This window comes from Paenibacillus sp. FSL H8-0168, assembly GCF_038592955.1.
Taxonomy (GTDB): Bacteria; Bacillota; Bacilli; order Paenibacillales; family Paenibacillaceae; genus Paenibacillus; species Paenibacillus polymyxa_B.
Window position 1 is genome coordinate 4,663,967 of record NZ_CP151948.1, and the last position, 21,018, is coordinate 4,684,984.

General features: G+C 46.8%; 21 protein-coding genes and 1 riboswitch. Of the genes, 5 read left to right on the forward strand and 16 right to left on the reverse strand.

Going from position 1 to position 21,018, the window contains the following annotated elements; translation table 11 throughout:
• Positions 1 to 114: 114 nt before the first annotated feature.
• Positions 115 to 1,689: a sigma-70 family RNA polymerase sigma factor gene (locus MHI21_RS20625; protein ID WP_342418829.1), complete on the reverse strand. Its 1,575-nt coding sequence runs from the start codon at positions 1,687 to 1,689 to the stop codon at positions 115 to 117.
• Positions 1,690 to 1,891: 202 nt separating this feature from the next.
• Complete coding sequence (locus MHI21_RS20630; protein WP_342418830.1) at positions 1,892 to 2,257, reverse strand: hypothetical protein; 366 nt, start codon at positions 2,255 to 2,257, stop codon at positions 1,892 to 1,894.
• A 214-nt stretch (positions 2,258 to 2,471) separates the two neighbouring features.
• Here MHI21_RS20630 and MHI21_RS20635 point away from each other — a divergent pair, with 214 nt between their 5' ends.
• Complete coding sequence (locus MHI21_RS20635; RefSeq protein ID WP_103049988.1) at positions 2,472 to 2,708, forward strand: helix-turn-helix domain-containing protein; 237 nt, start codon at positions 2,472 to 2,474, stop codon at positions 2,706 to 2,708.
• 667 nt (positions 2,709 to 3,375) lie between these two features.
• On the opposite strand, the gene MHI21_RS20640 is transcribed toward MHI21_RS20635, so the two are convergent.
• Positions 3,376 to 4,146, reverse strand: a complete 771-nt coding sequence (locus tag MHI21_RS20640) for an S-layer homology domain-containing protein (RefSeq protein WP_341163176.1) — start codon at positions 4,144 to 4,146, stop codon at positions 3,376 to 3,378.
• Between the two features lie 237 nt (positions 4,147 to 4,383).
• Positions 4,384 to 4,743, reverse strand: coding sequence for an iron-sulfur cluster assembly accessory protein (locus tag MHI21_RS20645; protein WP_013311832.1), 360 nt, complete (start codon positions 4,741 to 4,743; stop codon positions 4,384 to 4,386).
• Positions 4,744 to 5,115: 372 nt separating this feature from the next.
• Between MHI21_RS20645 and mqnE the strand changes: the two genes are divergently transcribed.
• Entirely contained in the window at positions 5,116 to 6,222 is a 1,107-nt protein-coding gene (gene mqnE, locus MHI21_RS20650; RefSeq protein ID WP_023990177.1) for an aminofutalosine synthase MqnE, read from the forward strand.
• Between the two features lie 204 nt (positions 6,223 to 6,426).
• Complete coding sequence (locus MHI21_RS20655) at positions 6,427 to 7,494, forward strand: NAD(P)/FAD-dependent oxidoreductase (RefSeq protein ID WP_342418831.1); 1,068 nt, start codon at positions 6,427 to 6,429, stop codon at positions 7,492 to 7,494.
• A 116-nt stretch (positions 7,495 to 7,610) separates the two neighbouring features.
• On the opposite strand, the gene MHI21_RS20660 is transcribed toward MHI21_RS20655, so the two are convergent.
• Positions 7,611 to 7,868: a YuzB family protein gene (locus tag MHI21_RS20660; protein WP_342418832.1), complete on the reverse strand. Its 258-nt coding sequence runs from the start codon at positions 7,866 to 7,868 to the stop codon at positions 7,611 to 7,613.
• Between the two features lie 87 nt (positions 7,869 to 7,955).
• Between MHI21_RS20660 and MHI21_RS20665 the strand changes: the two genes are divergently transcribed.
• On the forward strand, positions 7,956 to 8,201 hold the full coding sequence (locus tag MHI21_RS20665; protein ID WP_013311836.1) for a NifU family protein: 246 nt from the start codon (positions 7,956 to 7,958) through the stop codon (positions 8,199 to 8,201).
• Between the two features lie 92 nt (positions 8,202 to 8,293).
• Here the strand turns inward: MHI21_RS20665 and MHI21_RS20670 are convergent, their stop codons facing one another.
• The 8 genes from MHI21_RS20670 to MHI21_RS20705 all read right to left on the reverse strand — a co-directional run bounded on the left by MHI21_RS20670 (position 8,294) and on the right by MHI21_RS20705 (position 16,378).
• Complete coding sequence (locus tag MHI21_RS20670) at positions 8,294 to 9,058, reverse strand: SDR family oxidoreductase (RefSeq protein WP_342418833.1); 765 nt, start codon at positions 9,056 to 9,058, stop codon at positions 8,294 to 8,296.
• A 144-nt stretch (positions 9,059 to 9,202) separates the two neighbouring features.
• The gene (locus MHI21_RS20675; RefSeq protein WP_342418834.1) at positions 9,203 to 10,045 is read right to left on the reverse strand and encodes a MetQ/NlpA family ABC transporter substrate-binding protein; all 843 of its coding nucleotides are present in this window, start codon (positions 10,043 to 10,045) and stop codon (positions 9,203 to 9,205) included.
• A gap of 75 nt (positions 10,046 to 10,120) precedes the next feature.
• Positions 10,121 to 10,789, reverse strand: a complete 669-nt coding sequence (locus MHI21_RS20680; RefSeq protein WP_023990182.1) for a methionine ABC transporter permease — start codon at positions 10,787 to 10,789, stop codon at positions 10,121 to 10,123.
• Positions 10,786 to 11,808 carry an ATP-binding cassette domain-containing protein gene (locus tag MHI21_RS20685; protein ID WP_165148501.1) on the reverse strand — a complete coding sequence of 341 codons (1,023 nt, stop codon included), beginning with the start codon at positions 11,806 to 11,808 and terminating at the stop codon, positions 10,786 to 10,788. The genes MHI21_RS20680 and MHI21_RS20685 overlap by 4 nt, the downstream gene beginning before the upstream one ends.
• A gap of 135 nt (positions 11,809 to 11,943) precedes the next feature.
• A riboswitch (SAM riboswitch) is annotated at positions 11,944 to 12,083 on the reverse strand.
• A 125-nt stretch (positions 12,084 to 12,208) separates the two neighbouring features.
• On the reverse strand, positions 12,209 to 12,934 hold the full coding sequence (locus MHI21_RS20690) for a Cthe_2314 family HEPN domain-containing protein (protein WP_342418835.1): 726 nt from the start codon (positions 12,932 to 12,934) through the stop codon (positions 12,209 to 12,211).
• A gap of 51 nt (positions 12,935 to 12,985) precedes the next feature.
• A complete protein-coding gene (locus MHI21_RS20695; protein WP_061829846.1) occupies positions 12,986 to 14,752 on the reverse strand; it encodes a UbiD family decarboxylase in 1,767 nt (588 codons plus the stop codon).
• Between the two features lie 129 nt (positions 14,753 to 14,881).
• Positions 14,882 to 15,814, reverse strand: a complete 933-nt coding sequence (locus MHI21_RS20700) for a COX15/CtaA family protein (RefSeq protein WP_342418836.1) — start codon at positions 15,812 to 15,814, stop codon at positions 14,882 to 14,884.
• 219 nt (positions 15,815 to 16,033) lie between these two features.
• On the reverse strand, positions 16,034 to 16,378 hold the full coding sequence (locus MHI21_RS20705; protein ID WP_013311844.1) for a thioredoxin family protein: 345 nt from the start codon (positions 16,376 to 16,378) through the stop codon (positions 16,034 to 16,036).
• 236 nt (positions 16,379 to 16,614) lie between these two features.
• Here MHI21_RS20705 and MHI21_RS20710 point away from each other — a divergent pair, with 236 nt between their 5' ends.
• The gene (locus tag MHI21_RS20710; protein WP_341163172.1) at positions 16,615 to 17,904 is read left to right on the forward strand and encodes a DUF2515 family protein; all 1,290 of its coding nucleotides are present in this window, start codon (positions 16,615 to 16,617) and stop codon (positions 17,902 to 17,904) included.
• 17 nt (positions 17,905 to 17,921) lie between these two features.
• Here MHI21_RS20710 and MHI21_RS20715 read toward each other — a convergent pair whose 3' ends face one another.
• The 3 genes from MHI21_RS20715 to MHI21_RS20725 form a co-directional block, all read right to left on the reverse strand.
• Entirely contained in the window at positions 17,922 to 19,556 is a 1,635-nt protein-coding gene (locus MHI21_RS20715; RefSeq protein WP_342418837.1) for a polysaccharide biosynthesis protein, read from the reverse strand.
• A 138-nt stretch (positions 19,557 to 19,694) separates the two neighbouring features.
• On the reverse strand, positions 19,695 to 20,174 hold the full coding sequence (locus MHI21_RS20720; protein WP_028541425.1) for a DUF456 family protein: 480 nt from the start codon (positions 20,172 to 20,174) through the stop codon (positions 19,695 to 19,697).
• Between the two features lie 51 nt (positions 20,175 to 20,225).
• Entirely contained in the window at positions 20,226 to 20,975 is a 750-nt protein-coding gene (locus tag MHI21_RS20725; RefSeq protein WP_250270231.1) for a Cof-type HAD-IIB family hydrolase, read from the reverse strand.
• Positions 20,976 to 21,018 lie beyond the last annotated feature (43 nt).

The following is a 21,018-nucleotide window of genomic DNA, read 5'->3' on the forward strand; positions in this document are numbered from 1 at the left end:
AATGTTTCCTAAATACTTTTCTTGTCTTAATATGGTGTACTTAAAAAATAAAAAGGAGTTTTCCATAAACGGAAAACTCTTTCGCACTTTAAACAATCTGCTTCTATACTTTCTTCAATGTCGGACCAATCCACCAGCCAAATCATCCCATCGCCAAGAAACCTCATGTCCATGGAGATGTAGCCCCCCAAACCACTCGTCGATCCCTTGAACTGCAATGCGGTCCACTGATCCATTCAGTACCTCATTACCCAACTCTGTCAGAATTACCTTTCGGTTCAGAAAATCCGGAATTTGTCTGAAATCCAAGCCGGCCTCATCCCCGTCAATGATCAGCAAAGGATGTTCGCCTTGAGCCAAAGCACGAATAAATTTCCAGTATTCGAGATCACCCATGCCGAGCACATGCAGAACGTCTGTTACCTGACGAAATAATTCCAATGGCGTATCCACTCCATTATGAACGGTCTGAAGCGTGGTCTGTTCCACAATGCCAAGACCATTCCGCTCCGAGGGCAACCGCTTGAGATGCGCTGTGAAAGCTTCATAGGCAAAAGGCAGACCGGAGGCTGCCAATTCTGCCTTCTTGTCTTCCAGCAGATTAGCCATTTGGGCAGGATCGGGAGAAGCATACGCCTGCCAAAGCTCGCTTCCGAGCTCCATTTCTTGCCGTCCAATGGTCCGCCAGGTCCCGGATAATGTCTGAAGCTGTGCCGGAGTGAGCTGTCCCAGACCATGAAACCGTTCGATTCCCGGAAACTCCCCAATACAGAGCAGGCTCAGCTTCGTGCGGCCCAGTTTCTGTCTCTTGAACCAGTGGAGCAGATAGGCGAGCATACTCTGATCAAACAGGTCATGTTCAAACCACAACACGACTTCATCATACTTAATAAACTCACGAAGTTTCTGCTCTTGTTCCTCACACCCCGTAATGTATTCGCTGGCCGGAATACCCATCGTTTCCTCCAGGACCCGGGCCCGCAGTACCCGTTCTTCAGCCCCCGCTGGATTTGTAAATATCGGTCCTGCCGGATATACCTCTCTCCATACAAGCACGTCACCTTGTACAACACCCTGCTTCAACATGTCACCTACAACATCACCGTTAACAATATGTAGCATGTTTTGCCCTCCCTCATACAAATGATTGAACACGGAGACGAGGTCGGCCACCGGGAGTGTACCTTTCAATTTTCGGCGTGCATCGTGCAGCCGCTTCTTAAGCGTCGGGACCGGAGTGCCCAGATAATCGGAAATTTCCTGAAGAGAGTAACCGTAAAAATAAAACAGCCGCAGAGGCACGCGCAGCTTGGCAGACAGTGCCTTCACCGATTGTTGCAGAACTTGGCTCTCCTCTCTACGCTCCGCAATTTCTGCCAAACCCGGTACTCCTCCCGATACCTGCACAGCTTCATCCAGAGGAAGCACCGAATGATGCTTGCGCCGCAGCATCCGCTGACACTGTCTTACGACAATGGTCTTGAACCAGCCTGGAAAAGCGGACGGGGTCTGCAGCTTCTCCAGATTCTGATAAGCCTCTATGAACGCATCCTGCACGGCATCTTCCGCGAGATGGACATCCTTCAGCATGTCATAGGACACGGCATATGCCATTCCGCGAAAATGCAGCATCAGCTGCCCGAACGCTTCCGCGTTCCCTTGCCGCGCCTTTTCAACCCACTCCCTCATACGTTCCTAGCCTCTTTTCTTTCGTGTTCTTAATCTTAAGTGCCAACTCCGTGGGGGAAGGTTACAAATCATATGATGAAAAAATGAAATGATTGATAAATAGCGTCACTGAACACAGCTGTACACAGCAACCATATTAACAGATTCTTTCTCAAAAGAAGCATAATGTAGCTACAGGTTGTTGGTTTTCAATAGAAATATATCATCCTTTATTTTTTACGAGGTTAAGTTCAATATGACTTCGACCATGTAGCCATAGCAGTTCATCCAGTAAAAACGCCAATCCATCCTTACTACGCAAACGCTCGATCAGTTCTGTAACGACTTCCATAATCTCACGCTGTACATTGTTCGCTAGTTGGAGACCCCCACTTTCCCCATCCACATAAAGATGTGGATGATCCGGTTGTTCTACCTTTCGTACATGTCGCAGACACAATATCCCATGTTCAAGATAAAAGAAATAGCTACGATCATACAGAACTCCCTCAAATAATTCATACATATGAGGATCATCATCAGGTCCATATACCATGGCAACTCTATTCAATTCAACCGATTCCGTCATAAATAATTTCTCTCCTTCTGGATTGATTAATTTTTTTGTCAAATAAATAACAAAAATTATGTATATATGTATTTAATGTACGACTTCTTATACATATAATACACTTTCACATGTACATTTTCAACACTTATCGAATAAAATGTACGCATTATTGTAATTTAGGTTTGACTTCTCTAAGATTTAAGTACATATAATAAGTTGAGGGGGATTGCTCATGGGATTGAAACCAAGTTATAAACCAATGGAAATCACTCTAATTAAACGAGATAAAACACGAACTTACCTTCGCACTCAATTAGGAATATCACCATCCACTTTGGCGAAAATGTCTAATGGGGAATTTGTAGCTATGAGTGTCATTGCACGCATTTGTGAGGAATTAGACTGTAGAATTGAAGAGGTTGTAGAGTTTATAGAGGAGCAACCATTAGATACAGAAAAAGAGCGCTAGCCTTTTTGAAGAGGATAGCGCTCTTCCTTTTTTATTAACTATATTTTCCTATTGTTATCTACCCGCTGCATAAGGAACCGATCAATTAGTTCAATTTTTTGCTATATAGTAAGAAATGTACACGAAAAACGGAGTAGACGGAATGGTGCTGTACAAGCGAAGCGGTCGCTTTTGTCCCCGGATTTCTACCCTAACATAATCTTTATTCAAGAAATCCGGGGGCGGTGGCGATGGGAAGCACCATCCGTCTGCGGAGTGGCACTAAAGTAACTTTTAAGTTCCATTTATATATTCGATCTTTTGATAGGTTGCTCCATTGCTTTATAAGTCATGCCAGAGTAATCACTTATAATAAAATGGAGAGTGATACAATGCACTTTATAAAATCGATGTACACAAAACAAAACATAAATACCTCAGTACTCTTTTTTGCATGTTTAGTTCTATATAGTGTTTTTTCTGAGATTGAAATTAAACCCGTAGCACTCTTACTTTTTACAGTTGTATTTGCCTTTTTTAATGCCCTGAGTAAATTTGTCCAATCCACACGTAGTGATAATGATCATTAAACACATTCAAAAAGGCCTCCTTAGCAATATAGTACGCGACTATACCGCTATAGAGGCCTTCATTTATAGTTGGATCTTTTCTTGCTTTCGTCTGATCATCACTTCGATTGCTTTGTGGCTTCGTACAAACGCTGTAAAATGGTAACCGCTTCAGCCCGTGTGACTAGCGCTTTGGGGTGAAGGTATCCATCATTGGCGGTAAGGACGCCCATATTAGTCAGGGTGTAGAATGCTTCTGCCTTTTGAGTTTGGGAATCTTCATAAAAGGGCTCCTCTTGAGTCGTGTCGATGTATATTACTGGATAGCTGAACGAGTAATTGTCATTGTAATTCGCCTGACGAATTTTTATATCCTTATACTGCGCAGCTGCAGAGATTACTTCCTTGATCTCAGGATGAAGAGTCTGATTCGTATAATCCGTCCGAACGGAAGCAATCATCATCACATCCCAGCGGGTCAGCGGTTTGTCGGGATTGATATAGAATTGATAGTTTGGATATTTGCCTCCTACTCTTTCAGTGAAGCCCCAAACATAATCCCCATTGAATAATGCTGCAAAATCTTTATTCGCCCAGTGCTTACGCGCATCAACAAATTCTGAAGCTTTTCCAGACGAATGATTGATCTCTGGAAAAAGCTTGTGAAACATATTTACAAATTCCGCTTTCGTTATGGTTTTGCCTGGCTTGAAGGTGCCATCCGCATAGCCCTTGACAACACCTTTGTCGACCATCGAACGAATAGATTCAGCAGCCCACTCATATTTTGTCCCGTTCACATCAGTAAACGTATTTGCCGCGAATGCGGATTGACTAAAAAACAGTGCCACCGCAACCAACAGGGTGATAAGCCATTTCTTTCTTAACATCTCTTTCCACTTCCTTTAGGTAAAATTTATGTAGAACATAGTTCTCCAAACTCCATGTTATATCGGTATTTCAAAAGCAAATGATGATATTAGACAGAAGAAACAACACAAAAACGACCTCCGCAACGAGTAAAATCCCGTTACAAAGGCCGTTATCCGCAACCTAAACACATGTTTTAGGGAACCATCCTGACATTTAGGCTTCTATAATTCAGACCACTACTCGAAAAACCTTAATTAACAAGGCTCTTCGTTCGGTTTTCCGGCATCCGTAGCCGTACGGAAGCTTGAACCGCAGCCGCATGTAGCTACAGCATTCGGGTTATGAATCGTAAAGCCGCCTGACATTCCGGACTCTTCAAAGTCGATTTCCAGACCGTCCAGGTAGCGGATGCTTTCCTTTTCCACTACAATCTTCATATCCTGTACGTTCATATATATATCCTGATCCGTCTCGTTGTCGTCAAAGCCCATTGCATACGAGAATCCAGTGCAACCGCCCGGCGTAACACCCAGACGCAAAAACATATTCGGCGTTTCCTGCTGCTCCAGCATATCTTTCAAACGCTCAGCAGCGGAATCGGTGATGTTAATCATAGCTCCATCCTCCTCTTTTACTTCATGTTCTCCTTCAGTATACTCCACTATTTGCAGGTGCTCAAGTCATGGAATGTCCTTCCCTTACAGGCTTAAAGACCTGTTTTTCTATTCGTTTGTATTGAACACCAGTGGTGTGAGGTTTATAATAGGTGAAGAGTGTGTAAAAGAAACTGTCGGAAATTTGTCATTTCAAAGGCGATATTTTGAGATATTCATCATTGTAGCCTGGCATTGTAACATTTTTCACATATCGTATATCCGCGCTGCCGGATTCTTACCGACGGAACGGGACATCCTGTGCGCACTTAGCGCTTGTGCCGCTGATTTGGCGGACAGCCTCGCACAGAGCAACTTGAAGGAGGAATAGGCATGTCCACATTAGTTACACCTTTTACAGACCGCAGAATGGCGGAAATTGTAGAAAAGGTACAGAACGGTATTCGTTTGAACCTTGAAGACGGTATATATTTGTATGAAACTGACGATATCCTCACACTGGGTCAGTTGGCTAACGAAGCTAATTTACGCAAGAACGGAAAAAAGGTTTATTTTATCGAAAACATGAGCCTGTACTTCACCAATGTATGCGAAGCGCGCTGCGCGTTCTGCAATTTCCGCAAGGATCAGGGGGAGGACGGCTCTTATACGTTGTCCGGGCAGGAAATGATTGATTATGTAGAGCAACACATCCATCCGGGGGTAAGAGAATTTCATATCGTCGGTGGTCATAATAATCATGTGCCTTTCCAATACTATGTAGACTCATTGAAGGCACTAAATGAAAAGTATCCCCACGTTACACTGAAAGCTTACACTGCAGCAGAAATTGACTTTTTCACACGCATAAGCGGTTTGAGTATTAAAGAAGTGCTTCAGGAGCTGCAAAAGGCTGGACTTCAATCCCTGACTGGTGGTGGCGCAGAAATCTTGTCCGACGAATATCGGAAGAAGATGCGTGTTACGAAAGCCAACGTCGACCGCTATCTCGAAGTACATCGCACGGCCCACAATCTCGGCATGAAAACTCATACGACCATGCTGTACGGTTCGGTCGAATCGTATCAGGATCGTATTGAACATATGCTGCAAATTCGTGAATTACAGGATGAAACGAATGGATTTATGGTATTTATTCCACTGTCCATGCAGCCGAAAAGCAAAAATGCCAACATCATGCGTCGTAACTCCGCTTACGAAGATCTCAAAACCATTGCGATCAGCCGCCTGATGCTGGACAATATCGACCATGTCAAAGCTTACTTCATTAATATTGGCCCGCAATTGACGCAGGTCGCTCTCACCTTTGGCGCATCAGACGTCCATGGTACGATTGTGCGTGAGCAGATCAGCCATGCCGCAGGTGCGTTGACTCCTGCCGGATTGACCCGTAAAGAGCTGATCTGGCTGGTCAAAGGTGCAGGACGCATACCTGTAGAACGGGACACCTTCTATAACGAAATCGAAGTTTTCGAATAAATGTAATATCGGATTCAGATTTCCCGCGAGCATTTCCTCCCCATTACACACACCATGCAGCATCATGCTGCCTCGGAATACGCTGGTCTGCCTACCAAAGGCAGGCCCGATTCTCGGGTTTTATAACAACAAAAACTTGTGTTAGATCAACGAGACACCAGACCATTTGCCGGGGACACGGTAGCGAAAGGAAGGCGGATTTTGATGAAAAATTTCGTTATTCTGGGGGGCGGCTATGGCGGCCTTACTATTGCCAAAGAATTGCTGGATAAACACATTCCCGACGATGTTCAAGTTATTTTAGTGGATCGGATGCCCTTTCAGGGGTTGAAAACAGAATACTATGCCCTTGCGGCAGGTACGGTATCTGATTTTGATTTGCGGGTGCATTTTCCAGATGAACAACGTCTTATTCGCAAATATGGAGAGGTCACCTCGATGGATCTGGAGAATAAAACGGTCCATTTTCAGGAAGGTGAACCCTTGTCCTATGACCAGCTTGTCATTGCGTTGGGTTGTACGGACCGCTTTCACAATACACCGGGGGCTGAAGAACACAGCTGTACGATCCAGTCGTTTAACCATACCCGCCAAACCTATCTGCGCTTGAACGAAATCAAGCCATATGGACATGTCCATATTGTAGGCGGCGGTCTTAGCGGTGTTGAGATTGCTGCGGAGTTACGTGAAAGCCGCACGGATTTGAATATTACCATTATGGATCGGGGCGAGCGGGTGCTGTCGGCATTCCCGCAACGTTTGTCTGCCTATGTACATGCTTGGTTCAAGGAGCATCAGGTTAATGCCCTGAATCATGTTGCGGTTTCCCGTATTGAGCCGGGGGCTATTTATAACCGTGACGAGCAAATTGTAACGGATGCAGTGGTATGGACAGCGGGGATTCAGCCGGTAAAAATTGTGCAGGATTTAGCCGTCCCTAAAGACCCTCAGGGCCGCATCGTGCTCAACGAATATTATCAAATACCGGATCATCCTGAGGTGTATGTGGTCGGAGACTGTGCGAGTCTTCCCTACTCTCCAAGCGCTCAAGCGGCAGAAGTGCAAGGGGAGCAGATCGCACACATTGTACGCGACCTGTGGAAAGGCCAAACGCCTCACCCGCATCCTTTAAAGCTGCGCGGTACATTAGGCGCACTTGGCAAGAAGGCCGGGTTCGGCTATGGCTTTATGGGTAGTACTTCATTGCGCGGACGAGTACCACGCCTGCTTAAAAGCGGTGTGCTCTGGAAGTCCAAACGCCATTTTGGCTAACCGCATGCTAAACAAACAAAGAAGACCCGCTCTCAGAGCAGGTCTTCTTTGTTTCTTGAGTGCTTGCATGATGTATATTCTCTACAAAAAGAAACTGGCTAACAGAGCATTATATTTCAATCCAAATCTAGGTTACCCCATGCTTCAGCTTCCTTAATTTTGTTCATAATCACTTCGTACAGAAGCTCTGCTGAATCTGCGGATACAATCTCGCCGTTGACCATCGCATAGGGTTCGGCGTTGCACTGACCGCAATTGCTTAGGCAGCCGTATTCAATCACATCATAATCTGGATTCTGTTCCAGCTTGGACATGATTTCATCGGTACCCCAATGCATATTACTGGTGCAAAACTCAATAATAGGTCTTAACATTTTTTCACCTGCTTTGGATGACGGGCATTTTAATTTGGCCCGCTTTGTAATATAATAATAAAGGTATAGGAAAGGAGTTGAATTCTAATGAGCGAAACACAAAGCGTTCAAATGTATGATGAAGTAGCAGATGTACTGGATAAGCTTCGTCCGTTCCTGCAACGCGATGGTGGCGACGTTGAGCTGGTTGACGTTGAAGACGGCATCGTTAAGCTGAAGCTGGTAGGCGCTTGCGGCAGTTGCCCAAGTTCCACGATCACGCTGAAAGCAGGGATTGAACGTGCTCTTCTCGAAGAAGTCGACGGCGTCCAAGAAGTGGTACAAGTATTCTAATGCTTGATGCATAATGATCATGAGAGTCTTGACTTCGGTAACGAAGCTCAAGACTCTTTTTTGTGTTACAGCGTCTGAGGGATCACTCAAGCTTATATGGTTGGCCGAATGGGGTCCAACCCTCCCGATACATCCATAATATTACCTGTTATAAAATCCGAATGCTCCTCACACAAATAGGTGATCACTCGCGCAATGTCCTCTCCGCTCCCCGGACGTCCACGCGGTGTCTCTTTATCCTGCATGCCGATGACATCGGCGATTGACATTTCCTTATTTGCTCCTCGAATATCCCCTGGACAGATCATATTGACCGTAATGCCATAAGGAGCTTCCTCCACAGCCAATGACTTCGTAAAAGACACCAGCCCCACCTTGGCGGCTGCGTAGACGGCGCGATGCGGCCAAGCCCTCGCTTCTCCAGCATGACCAAAGCCAAAATGAATAATACGTCCCCATTGCTGGCTACGCATGTGAGGCAATACCAAATGATCCAGCAACATGGTACCGACCAGATTCCCTTGTATCATGGCATGAATCTCAGCCACACTGTAATCCGCAAACAGACGGCGTTCCCGGATGAACGGTCCGGCATTGTTCACCATAATATCGACTCCGCCTAGCCGATCCTGTACTTCACCAATCAGCCTCGTAATATCTTCCTGAACAGAGATATCCCCTTGTAAAGACAAGCAGCGTACTCCCTTAGACTCAATCACCCGCTTAAGCGCTTCAGCTTCTGCTTGGCTATGCACATAATTCAGTGCAATATTACAGCCTTCATCCGCCAGACGCAGAGCGGTCGTTTTACCTAAACCTTTGGCACTGCCCGTTATGAATGCGACTTTATCTCTCAACAATTTTCCTCCTGTTCACAGAGACCGGTCACCCCCAAGTATAAAATATTTAAGCTTCCCCTACAACTCCATTCAAAAAGAAACCCCCAGTCCTCTTGTTCAAGAGAATCTGGGGGTTGCGTGCAATGCGTTCTTGTTCCCTACTTAAAATGCCGGGATAATTGCGCCTTGGTATTTATCTTCGATGAATTTTTTAGTTTCTGGAGATTGCAAAGCTTTGATCAACTTCTGAATCGCTTCGGAATCTTTATTATCAGGACGTGCTACCAGAACGTTAGCATAAGGAGAATCTTTATCTTCCAGTGCCAGTGCATCCTTCGTTGGATTCAGCTTCGCTTCCAGAGCGTAGTTCGTGTTGATCAACGCAATATCCACTTCAGGCAACTGACGTGGCAGCATAGCCGCCTCAAGCTCCTTGAATTTCAGGTTTTTCTTATTTTCAGTAATATCTTTTACCGTAGCTTCAATGTTGCTTGCGTCTTTCAGCTTGATCAGACCTTGTTTCTCCAACAAGAGCAATGCGCGGCCTCCGTTTGTCGCATCGTTCGGAATGGCTACAGTTGCGCCATCTGGGATTTCATCAAGCTTTTTATATTTTTGGGAGTAGATACCGAATGGCTCCAAATGAACTGCGCCCACAGAAACCAGGTCCATTTTGCGCTCTTTGTTCATCACATCCAAGTAAGGTACATGTTGATAGAAGTTAGCATCCAGCTGCTTGTCAAATAATTGAACGTTCGGTTGTACATAGTCGTTAAACTGAACGACTTGGAGGCGAACCCCTTCTTTTTCCAACTGAGGCTTGATTGCTTCCAAAATTTCCGCATGCGGCACAGGAGAAGCTCCAACTTTCAGCTCCACTTCACGTGGTGATCCGCCTGTATTTTCGTTCGCATTGTTTGTATCCGATGTTGTGCTCTTTGTACCACAAGCAGCCAGCACCGCAATTAATGTCAAGCTTAATACAGCCAATACCCATTTCTTCATGTTATTACCCCTCCAATAAGTTTGTAATATTCAGGAGCAGACGTCCTGATCAATAAGGATATCTATATGTTTTCCCTATTTTCGAGTATAATGCCGCACGAGGCGATCTCCCGCCATTTGCAGCAATTGTACCAATACAACCATCAGCACGACCGCAACGATCATTACAGCCGTTTCATAACGATAATAGCCGTAGTTGATAGCCAGTGTACCTAGTCCACCGCCCCCGATCATCCCGGACATTGCCGTGTAGGATACGAGCGTAACGACGGTAATGGTTAATGCGGCGAGCAGACCCGGAAGTGCCTCACGTAACAGCACACGCCGGATAATTTGTCCTGTCGAGGCACCCATCGCTTGTGCGGCTTCAATGACGCCCTTGTCCACTTCACGCAGAGACGTTTCGACAAGACGTGCGAAGAATGGGGCAGCCCCGATAACCAATGGTGGGATGGTTCCCAGCACCCCGGTCGAGGTACCTACCAGCGATCGTGTAAAAGGAATAAGTGCAACGATCAAAATGATAAAGGGTACGGAACGTAAAATGTTAACGATGAATGATAATACAATGTATATCACCTTCATCAGAGTCAACGAGGAGCGGCTCGCCAGAAACAATAATATGCCGAGCGGCAAACCAATGATGAGGGTGAACAATGCGGATGCCCCAAGCATCTGAAGGGTTTCCAGCGTAGAATTCCCTAGCTCATCCCAACTCACTTGTGAAAAATCAAGTTCGCTCATTGTCCGATCACCTCCACATCAAGTCCTTGCCCAGACACTTCGCGCAGCGTATGCTCTATATCCTCATGGTTTCCTTCAAAACGAACGATTAGCTGTCCATAGGGTACATTTTTAATGGTAGATATGGTTCCCTGCAAGATCGCAAAATCAACACCAGTGCTTCGAGCCGTACGCGACAGAATCGCATCATATGTTTTGCTGCCCAAGAAGGAGATACGCACCACCTGCGCCGACTCGCCGCCACCTGCTGCCGCAATCGCTGCTTGCAACTCCTCGGGATGCTCTGACTCCCGCTGGATAAAGTCCTTGGTTACCTGGTGCTGCGGCTTCAAAAATACTTCCGCCACCGGACCTTGCTCCACGATGTCACCCTGATGAATGACGCCAACTTTATCACAAATGCTTTGGATGACATGCATTTCATGTGTAATGAGCACGATAGTCAAATTAAAGCGCTGATTAATATCCAGCAGCAATTTCAGGATAGACCCCGTCGTCTGCGGATCAAGCGCAGAAGTCGCTTCGTCACACAGTAATACATGAGGATCACTAGCCAGCGCCCGTGCAATTCCTACCCGCTGTTTCTGCCCACCTGAGAGCTGTGACGGATATTTTCCACTGTGTTCTTCCAGACCCACCAGTTCCAGCAGTTCACGGACCTTCTTGTCCAACTTCTGCTTGGGCGTGTTTACCAGCCGCAACGGAAATGCAATATTGTCATATACCGTCGCCGAAGACAACAAATTAAAATGCTGAAAAATCATTCCGATTTTTCGGCGCTGCATTTGTAACTGGGATTGACTCACAGTAGTGAGGTTTACCCCGTCTACCCATACTTCACCTGAAGTAGGGCGTTCCAATAAATTAATACAGCGAATCAATGTACTTTTCCCCGCCCCGGAGTGACCAATCACTCCGAATATTTCTCCACGCTTTATAGAAAGATTCAACCCAGACAGCGCATTAACGCGTCGGTTGCCTTTGCCATAATGCTTGGTTAACTGCTTAAGCTCTATCAACGTGCTGCGACCCCCTTCACTTCTTCCTTACCCTTTTAACAGTTCTTATCTCTCAGGATTGCATAAAATGGCTATTTATTCATACAAAAAAGAGCCCCTTTCACAGAATGAAAAGGGCCCCACCTTGCGATCCTTTTCTCATCTGCCAAAATCGCTATAACTCTAGCGGTTTTGTAGGAATTAGCACCATCATGTTCCCTCCCAGTGTATTACACCGGGAAAGAACGGGTTGCCGGGCTTCATCGGGCCAGTCCCTCCACCTCTCTGGATAAGAAAAATATGTTAAACTCCAGCTTTAGCTGTCCGTTAAGTTTATATAAAAAAACATAATTCAAGCATTTTTCTGAAACTAGGTTTCAGTATAGATAGTTTACATTGCTTTGTCAAAGGATATTTTCTATCATATTCTTGGGCGTACTGCCCGATTCTCCCATTGTTTCGCAGTATAAGTAAAGGCGTTTGACAGCGATCGACATACCATTTCCAAGCCCTGCTGCAAATCTTCCAAATGGTGATCGAGGTCCTCCAGTTGGATTTTTCCATACAAAGCTCGGTGTCGTTGCCAGAGATCATCCTGCATTTCCGTATTCATATAGTGTATCTCCGTATTCCGACGCTTACGCAGCCGATTGATGGCATCGTTGTAAGTGTCCTTGATATCATTTAAATTATCGGTCAATACAGGATGCATTTTTAGATACTTGAGCTGCCGCAACACGGTAAAATACGAATAATGCGCCTTATACTGCCCTGTTTTTAAATCACACAGATCATTTAGCCAGTTACCAAGCTTATCCAAAATAGAGAAAACCCGAACAAACCCATCTTTATAAAAGAAAACATATAATGCATAATCGGATTTTTCATCCTCGCTCATATCTTCAGCGTATCCGGCTTTCACTTTCATTCGGAAAAAGGCGGCAGCATGATGGCTCTGCTCCAGTTCATCCAGAGATGACATTAGACCGCGTGTCAAAATATCCGCCTTTCGAAAATCGTGGGTCGGATCTCCACCAGCCTGAATTTGCCGTTCCAGCAGGTTCAACATATCTGACATGCTATTCATGGCATCTAGCAGGATGCCCTTGTTCACACGTGGCGGCTCACCCAGTAGCTTGCGTATCATGCTTACACCTCCTTATAAATGTAAAATCCGGCTGTAGGTTTAATTAGGGCGTCAAGCGAAATAACTCGTCCATCGTTGATCTACAAGCTTAACAATATCCTCACGCGGTAACACCTCATCCGGATACCCCGGCTTCATACGCGCATCCACTACAATCGGCAGCTTATAGTTCAGATGATGCAAACGCACTTCGCTGTCCGCGTACATATCCGTAGCCGGGTTAAAGCGTGTGAACACTGTCCACAGGAACGAGGCTTGAGAGCGAACAACTTCTTTGGCATCGTCCACAATGAAGACGAGCGGCCACTCTTGCTCACCTGCAGCTAATCGCTCCAAAACACGTGCCGCCAGCTCAGGCTCCTGCTCAAAGGACGCACCCGATACGACGAGGCAACCTCCGCAATAGGGCTTAATTTCACGAATTCCCGGCAGATCGCCTCCCTCATAAGCACGAGGCAATTCACGTACAGGCTCACCTATCCCCATCAGGATCGCCTTACTACCATGATTCAGCTTGCGACCTGTGTAATCGAGCGTATCGTGTGACGTGTGATTGAAAATAAATAAATCCGTTGCTGGATTAAATCGCTCCAGAATGGTTTCCAGCAGCAGGTTAAAGTCAGATAAATCAATGACTCGATCTGTCAGCATCAGGAACTTGGTCAACGACAATTGACCTTGACCCAAAATGGTAAAACCGGATACAAGCGCTTCACGGGAGTAGCTTTCACGTACGACTGCCGCTGCCAGCGCATGTACGCCCGTTTCCGCATACGCCCACAGGGACTTGACGGAAGGCATCACAAGCGGATAGGCAGGCGACAGCAGACGTTGCAAAAACTCACCGAGATAGTAGTCTTCTTGCCGAGGCTTACCTACAATGGTTGCCGGATAAATGGCATCCTTGCGGTGATGCATATGTTTGACATGAAATACAGGGAAATCATGCTGTAATGAATAATATCCAAAATGATCGCCAAACGGGCCTTCCGGACGGCGTTCATGAGGCGGCACATAACCGCTGATTGCAAATTCTGCTTCTGCTGGAATCCGGTGACCCCCAAGCGGGTCTTCTGTCATGGGCAGCTTGCCTCCCATAATAAGCGAAGCCAGCAACAGCTCAGGCAAGTTTTCCGGTGCTGGAGCAATGGCAGACGCAATCAGGGCAGGCGGGCCACCAATGATAATCGTCGTAGGCAATGGCTCATTACGCAGCTCCGCTTCATGATAATGGAAACCGCCGCCTTTATGAATTTGCCAGTGAATGCCCGTCGTCTGATCATCATAAATCTGAATGCGGTACATCCCCAGATTATGATCCTTGGACTGACCTGGCTTCTCGGTATACACAAGTGGAAGCGTAATAAACGGCCCCCCGTCCTCATGCCAACTGGTCACTTTAGGCAGTGGCGCTAACGGAGCCTCTGTACGGCGAACTCCCAACACAGGGGCCTCGCTGTGAGATACTGTTTTTAGCCCTACTTTTAGCATGTCCTTAATCAGGCCACGTTCATTCCACAATGCTTTGGGTGTAGGTGGAAACAATGTTTTGGTGGCTCCGACAATCGCATCCATCAGTTGCTCTGGTCGCGGGCCAAAAGCCATATCCACACGGCGATTCGTGCCAAACAGATTACTGGCTACAGGAAACGGGGTTCCTTTTACATTCGTGAACAGCAGTGCTGGCCCTTCTTCCTCAATGACTCTTCGATGAATCTCAGCCAGCTCCAAGTAAGGATCGACAGGTGCCTCTATGATTTTAAGATGATTTTCTTTACGCAGCGCTTCAATAAATTGGCGCAAATTCTGGTAGATCAACTGGACGACTCCTCCTAAGCAAATCAAGCCCTCGAGAAACTCGTGGGCCTGGTTTGTTTCTTATATGCTATTATACGTGTTTAAACGCCTCTTGGGCAAAAATCCGCTTCACTATGATCTATGAAATGCTTAAGTACGTTGTGCTTGGGTCGGAACAAGCTTGCGGTCCGGTGACAATTGCCATACACGATAGCTCAGATAAGCTAAAATGGAGAACAACGATGCAATCACCAGCATATGTCCCAGCACGATAAACATGTAGATTTCAGGTCTGTTGACGTACAACAAGATAATTCCAATCACCACTTGAAGCAAAATTAACAAGACCGATACGACACCCAATATACGGATATCTCGGTGATTCGGGTGATAACGGTATGAGTAGTGACCCACAGCCAAGATAATGACGAACAGCAGACCGGCTGAAATCTGATGAAGCAGCAGTGGAGATATGAAGCCCCCAATATTTACAACCTTCTGGATGACCGAGTGACTAAGCAACGCCCCTGAATAGACAGCAATATAGGTATAGATCGTCGATAGCCATATAAAGTTGCGATAGCCCCGACTGACACGCCCAGCAATCAGACGCGGAGTGTGGCGTGAGTCCGCGTGCTCCTGCCAGGCCCCCAGCGTCATCATAGTCGCACTGGCAAAGGCGATAAGCGCAAAGCCAAAATGCAGTCCCATGACTGCAGCCGATTGGGAGAAAATTACAGCCAATGCCCCCATTGCACCTTGTATGATGACAAACATGAGCGTGAGCAGCGAGAATAGCTGCAAATCCTTCCGATGCTTCATAAACAGCAAAAAGCCAACAAATGAGGCGATAGAAAGAATCCCGGCCATGGCACTGACGGAGCGATGAGAGAACTCAATAAGGGATGCGATCGTATGTGCCGGAACCAGCTTACCATTGCAAAGCGGGAATTCTCGGCCACAGCCAAGACCTGAATCCGTCCGTGTCACTACACCTCCACCGAAGGTAGCCAAAAACATGACAATACATGTTACGAGTGCCAGCCATTTTAATATTCTGATTTTGTTATTCAAAGAATTCACCCGTATCCTTCCAAATATAATATTTATTCACTTTATATGTTGTGAAATGATCACTTATAGTAATTATAACTGATATATCGTTCCTTGACATACGAGCTTTGTTGACAAAATGTGAACGTGTCCGTGAGAAAGCCGCCTCCTTGAAAGGAAGCGGCTTTCTGAATGTCTTGATGTTTAAAATTCACTTTGGAACCTTTATGCATGCATGTACAGCATTCATTATTTTGCCAAGCTCGCATGGACTTCAACAGCCCGATCCAAAAATTGCTCAATCTCCTCGCGGGATTTGCGCAGTCTGTTTACCAGACGTACCAGTTCTCTCCCTTCACTGTAGGCGATAAAGCTAGGAATACCCAATACATTCTGCTCTTGGCTGACGCTTTCAGCCTGTTCTACATCAATCTCAATTAATGTAAGCTTATCTGCATATTGTTGTTCCACATCAGGCATGAACGGATCAATGAAATGACAATCCCCACACCAGTCCGCCTTAAATACAGCCACCGTTACGCCGGAAGTAGATATTGCCTTATTAAAGTCTTCATGAGAGACGATTTTTTGCATGGATGATTCCTCCTTAAATTCTTTTTATGCTGAAAAGATTGCACTTTCTATTGTAACGCCAAGTGAAGCTTTTGCACACTCCCCCATTCTGCTCACATGCCGATTGGAAGCCCTCTCATTGAGGCATACTAAAGATATACTTAAGAATCCACATAAGCGACGACATCCTAACAGCATACCCAACTTACTTGGCAGGATACGGGGATGCTTGCAGTTGGAAAGGAGGTTATTTAGTCATGTCTCTTACCGAATGGCTCCATACAGCATCTCGACAGCTTCAAGGAGGGCTAAAGTTACTGGGTTCCGTTCCCCGTGTTGCAGAGGAAGCTTGGGAGGGCAAACGGGCGGCTTGGACCGAATCCCGCAAATTACGCTACCCCTTGCGTGAACTAGCGTGGGATTATCATACAGCACAGGCCGCTATGAATGAAGCTGAAGCGTTAATGCTGGTGAACGGACCCGCAACGCGTCCCTCTTCTCTGAATATGCCCTTATGCGAAACAGACTGTGAGCTGCTGGAGCGTATCAAGAACGATACAGCACAGGAGAATCGCAGCAACGTCACTCGGACTGCTGCTTACCTTGAATGCTATCGTGGCTACCCGGAGTTACACTGGGCATTACTGGCCCACCTGGTTTCTCGTAATGGCGGCTATAATATGACCGATCTGAAAGGGGGACTGATTAGCAACCTGTTCGGCGAACAGGAAAAGGAATGGCTGTATCGGCTACTGGAGCGCTGTAACGCCCTTATTTTTCAGGACGCTTATCCGCAGTTGCAACTCTACATGCACAGCCGCCATTTGGGTCGGAGTTGCTTTCATTTGTTGCCTTATTTTCACGTTTCGCCATTTATGAAGCCCTTTTGGGAACGTTTCTGGGCTTGGCGTGATAGCTCTCTGTTGACTGTGGCGCTCATCATTAATGAACAAAACTATATTGAAGGACGTGTGGTAAAAGATCCGTATTTTCAGAAATTTGTGACACACAAGCCGGGCTTTTATTTGCATGACTGGCTCCAGCTTAATCAGGTTATATTTCCACTTGGGCTGAATGGTGGACTTGCTGGACTAGTGATGGAGCGTTTCGGCCATTTGGATGAGCGGATCGGCTTTGGCAAAAGTCTCTATGCTATGCTCTTCGGCCATCAGCAGGTGCTGGACCAGGTATCAGCATTCGCTAACAGTGTGCCGCATACGGGTTCACGCAGCGACTATTGGCCCGGATTGTTCACACCGAATGAACAAAAAGCGTTGCACTCTCCAGATGAAAGTGCAACGCTTTTAGCACATAAATGGCTACCGCCAGGACAACGTCTGTACAGCCCGGAGCTGAACGCCGTCTGGTCCGATACAGCTTATGATCCAATCCCCCGGTATGACTGGTTTCAGGACGGCTCCACACTTGGACATCTCAGCGAACCAAGGCGACCGCTGTTATTTGCCATGCGCCATGAGCATCGCCATGGCATCCAAAAAACAGCAATGGCCCACGTTGCCCATAACAGCTTGCAACCTTTCCACTGAAAGACTGGAGGACTCTTTTAGCCTCGTTGTCCTATGGACTCACGCTGTAGACGCATTAACGGGCGCAGTACCTTTTGCAACATACGTGGGTAGTTGCCCAGCTCGTCCCTGCGCAATACGCGCAGTACAACCAGCAACACCAAGTAGCATACCAGTACAGTCGCTCCGGCAATGCAGCATGCGATGAAGAAGGCCACACGCGCAGGCATCAGATGCACCAGCAGAATACAGGCTTCATTTACACCGTATCCGATAGCTCCCGAGACGACGACTGCGGTTAAGAACCCTGCCCAGCGACGGCCCATGATGGAAAAGGAGACGATCCCTTTAAGCACACGCAAATTCAGCAACGTGATCACGAGAAAACATAATCCGGTTGCGGCAATGATCCCGTAAATCCCAAGCCAACCAGCCAGCAGCCAGCTCGCTGCAAACTTGACGACGATACCGACCATGACATTAACCATTGAAATACGCGGCTTGCCCATACCGATCAGTATTGAATTAGAAGTCATCATCGTAATCTGGAATATCGTTCCGAGTGTCAGAACAGCGATGATACCACTGCCTCCAAGCGAGCTAAACAGTAAACCATTAATAGAATAGGCGGTTACACATAAAGCCAGCACAATTGGCATTCCAGTCAAAATAGAGATACGCAGGGCCAGCGTCATCTGATTTTGTAAATGCTGCTCATCCTTACGGGCAAATGCCGCTGAAATGATCGGAATGAGCGATTGGCTGAGCGCAATGGCCAAAATCGGGGGAATTCCCGCCACACTCTGTGCCCGAGAGCCTAGATAACCCAACTGAGTAGTCGCCTGATCCAATCCGACTTGACCAGATAGCAGTCTCACCACAATCGACGTATCAATAAAGTTGACCGCCGGAACCGTCAGAGACGACAATACAATCGGAATGGAAAGCTTGAAAATATCTTTGTAAATGCGCATCATCGGTAGCGCGGAGCTTTCCTCTTGGAATTGATCTTGACGATCCTGTCGATCCTGGCGACGCAATTTCACCGTGTAGTACAACATGACCGCCAGAGCGCCAAGACTTCCCATGACACCTCCAAAGGAGGCCCCGGCCGCAACCTCGCGATCTCCATAACCTAGCTTCAAAATAATAAAAGCGAGTACAATAGCGGTCGCTACCCGTGCAACCTGCTCCACAATTTGTGAAATACCGCCTGCGGTCATATTACCGCGCCCTTGGAAGTATCCACGCATCATGGCGATGGCAGGGAACAGCAGTAATGCTGGTGCCAAAGCCTGAATGGCCAAAGCGGATTGCGGAACCCCCGCTACATGCTCGGCAAAGTAAGGTGCTCCAAAATACAGTAGCGCTGTAATGATAATGCCTGCCGCGGCCGCGAATATCAAAGCCGCACGATACACACGTCGCGCTTCCGAAGGCCGATCCAGTGCATAACGTTCTGAAACCATTTTGCTCAATGTGCTTGGAATACCGGCCGTAGCCACTGTGAGCAGCATCAAATAAGCGTTGTTCGCAATGGTAAACGAGGCGTTCCCAACGGAACCAAGCAGATGCTCCAATGGAACACGCTGTACCAGACCAAGCACTCTGGCCACCAAGGCAGCAGCGGCTAAAATAAGCGTACCTTTAAGGAATGTTTCTTTATTGGACAAAATGCGTTCCCTTCTTTCTTGCTGTTCACACGCATGCAAAAGCCCCGCACAAACAGTCATGGCCTGAGCCATCACCGGTGCGGAGCCGCATGTCGATTCTGTCTCTGCAAATCATAATAAACGAAAACGAATCTCGAGTCATAACACCCAAATCAAGAATACAATAATCATGGCAAGCTGCAAAATCACTTTCATCACGGTGCTGGTAAAAAGGCCTAATACAGAGCCAAAGCCCACTTTAATAGCTCGGTCCAGCGGGGCTTTGCCAATTAGCTCACCCAGCACAGCGCCGATAAATGGCCCCAAAATCAGACCAAATGCCGGAATAACGAAGGGGCCGATAATAATCCCGATGGTACTCAGTATCGCCGACAGACGCGAGCCGCCAAATCGCTTGACTCCCCACGCATTCACAGCATAATCCGCAACAAAAAGGGCAACGACGATTAGTGTTTGTATAATCCAAAACAATGCATTGTATGGAGCAAACGAGAAAAACCAGCCGTATACAAAAAATGCAAAATAGATGGCGAGCGCCCCTGGCAATACGGGATATACCGCCCCGGCCATGCCCACAATGAATAGCACAATAACAACAATCCAGCCTACAACGTCCATGGGCCTCCTCCTTCTCGTCCATTCATCCTGCTAGCTGCATCATTCGTTTTATTACACAAGCACATAATCACGAATCACTTCTACAATGCCGTCGTCATTGTTCGAAGCCACGACCACATCAGCGGCTTCTTTAACCGTATCCTGAGCATTACCCATTGCTACGCCCAGTCCAACCGCTTGAATCACTGCCATATCATTCAGACTGTCGCCAACGGCAACCACCTGCTCCAGAGTAATGCCAAGCAGGTCGCACACTTCAGCGATTCCACTGGCTTTGGATATACCAGCCGGGTTAATTTCCAGATTTGTCATCGAAGAATTGGAAATTTCAAGTCCACCCATGTCCTGAAGCTTAAGCAAAATTTGGTGGCGAATTTCGTCATTTTCCGTATTATAACCGAATTTGAGCCACTCCTGTGTGTCCAATGTATCCGGCCAGCGATCTCTGTTATATAATTCCTCCGTGGAGTAAGCCCAGAACCAAGAGCCTGTTTCTACGGCAATCTGGTGCATCTTGCGAACGAGCTCCTTATCAAGTAAATACCGGCGCCACAACTCGTGGGGTGATTTCCACACCTCACTACCGTTTACGGTTACCATTGGCGTCTCCAGGCCGAGTTGCTGACCGTAAGGCAGAGCATGCATCGCTGCACGTCCGGTGGATAAGCATACATGAATCCCTTCCTGAATCGCCTTGTTAATCCAGTTAATCGTTTCCAGGGAAATTTCATGATTATCATTCAGTAAAGTTCCATCCATGTCGAGCGCAAGCAGTTTGTATTTATATTGGTTTTCTCCCATAGTCTCTCTTCCTCCTGTTGTCCCTTATGTCCAACGACATTTT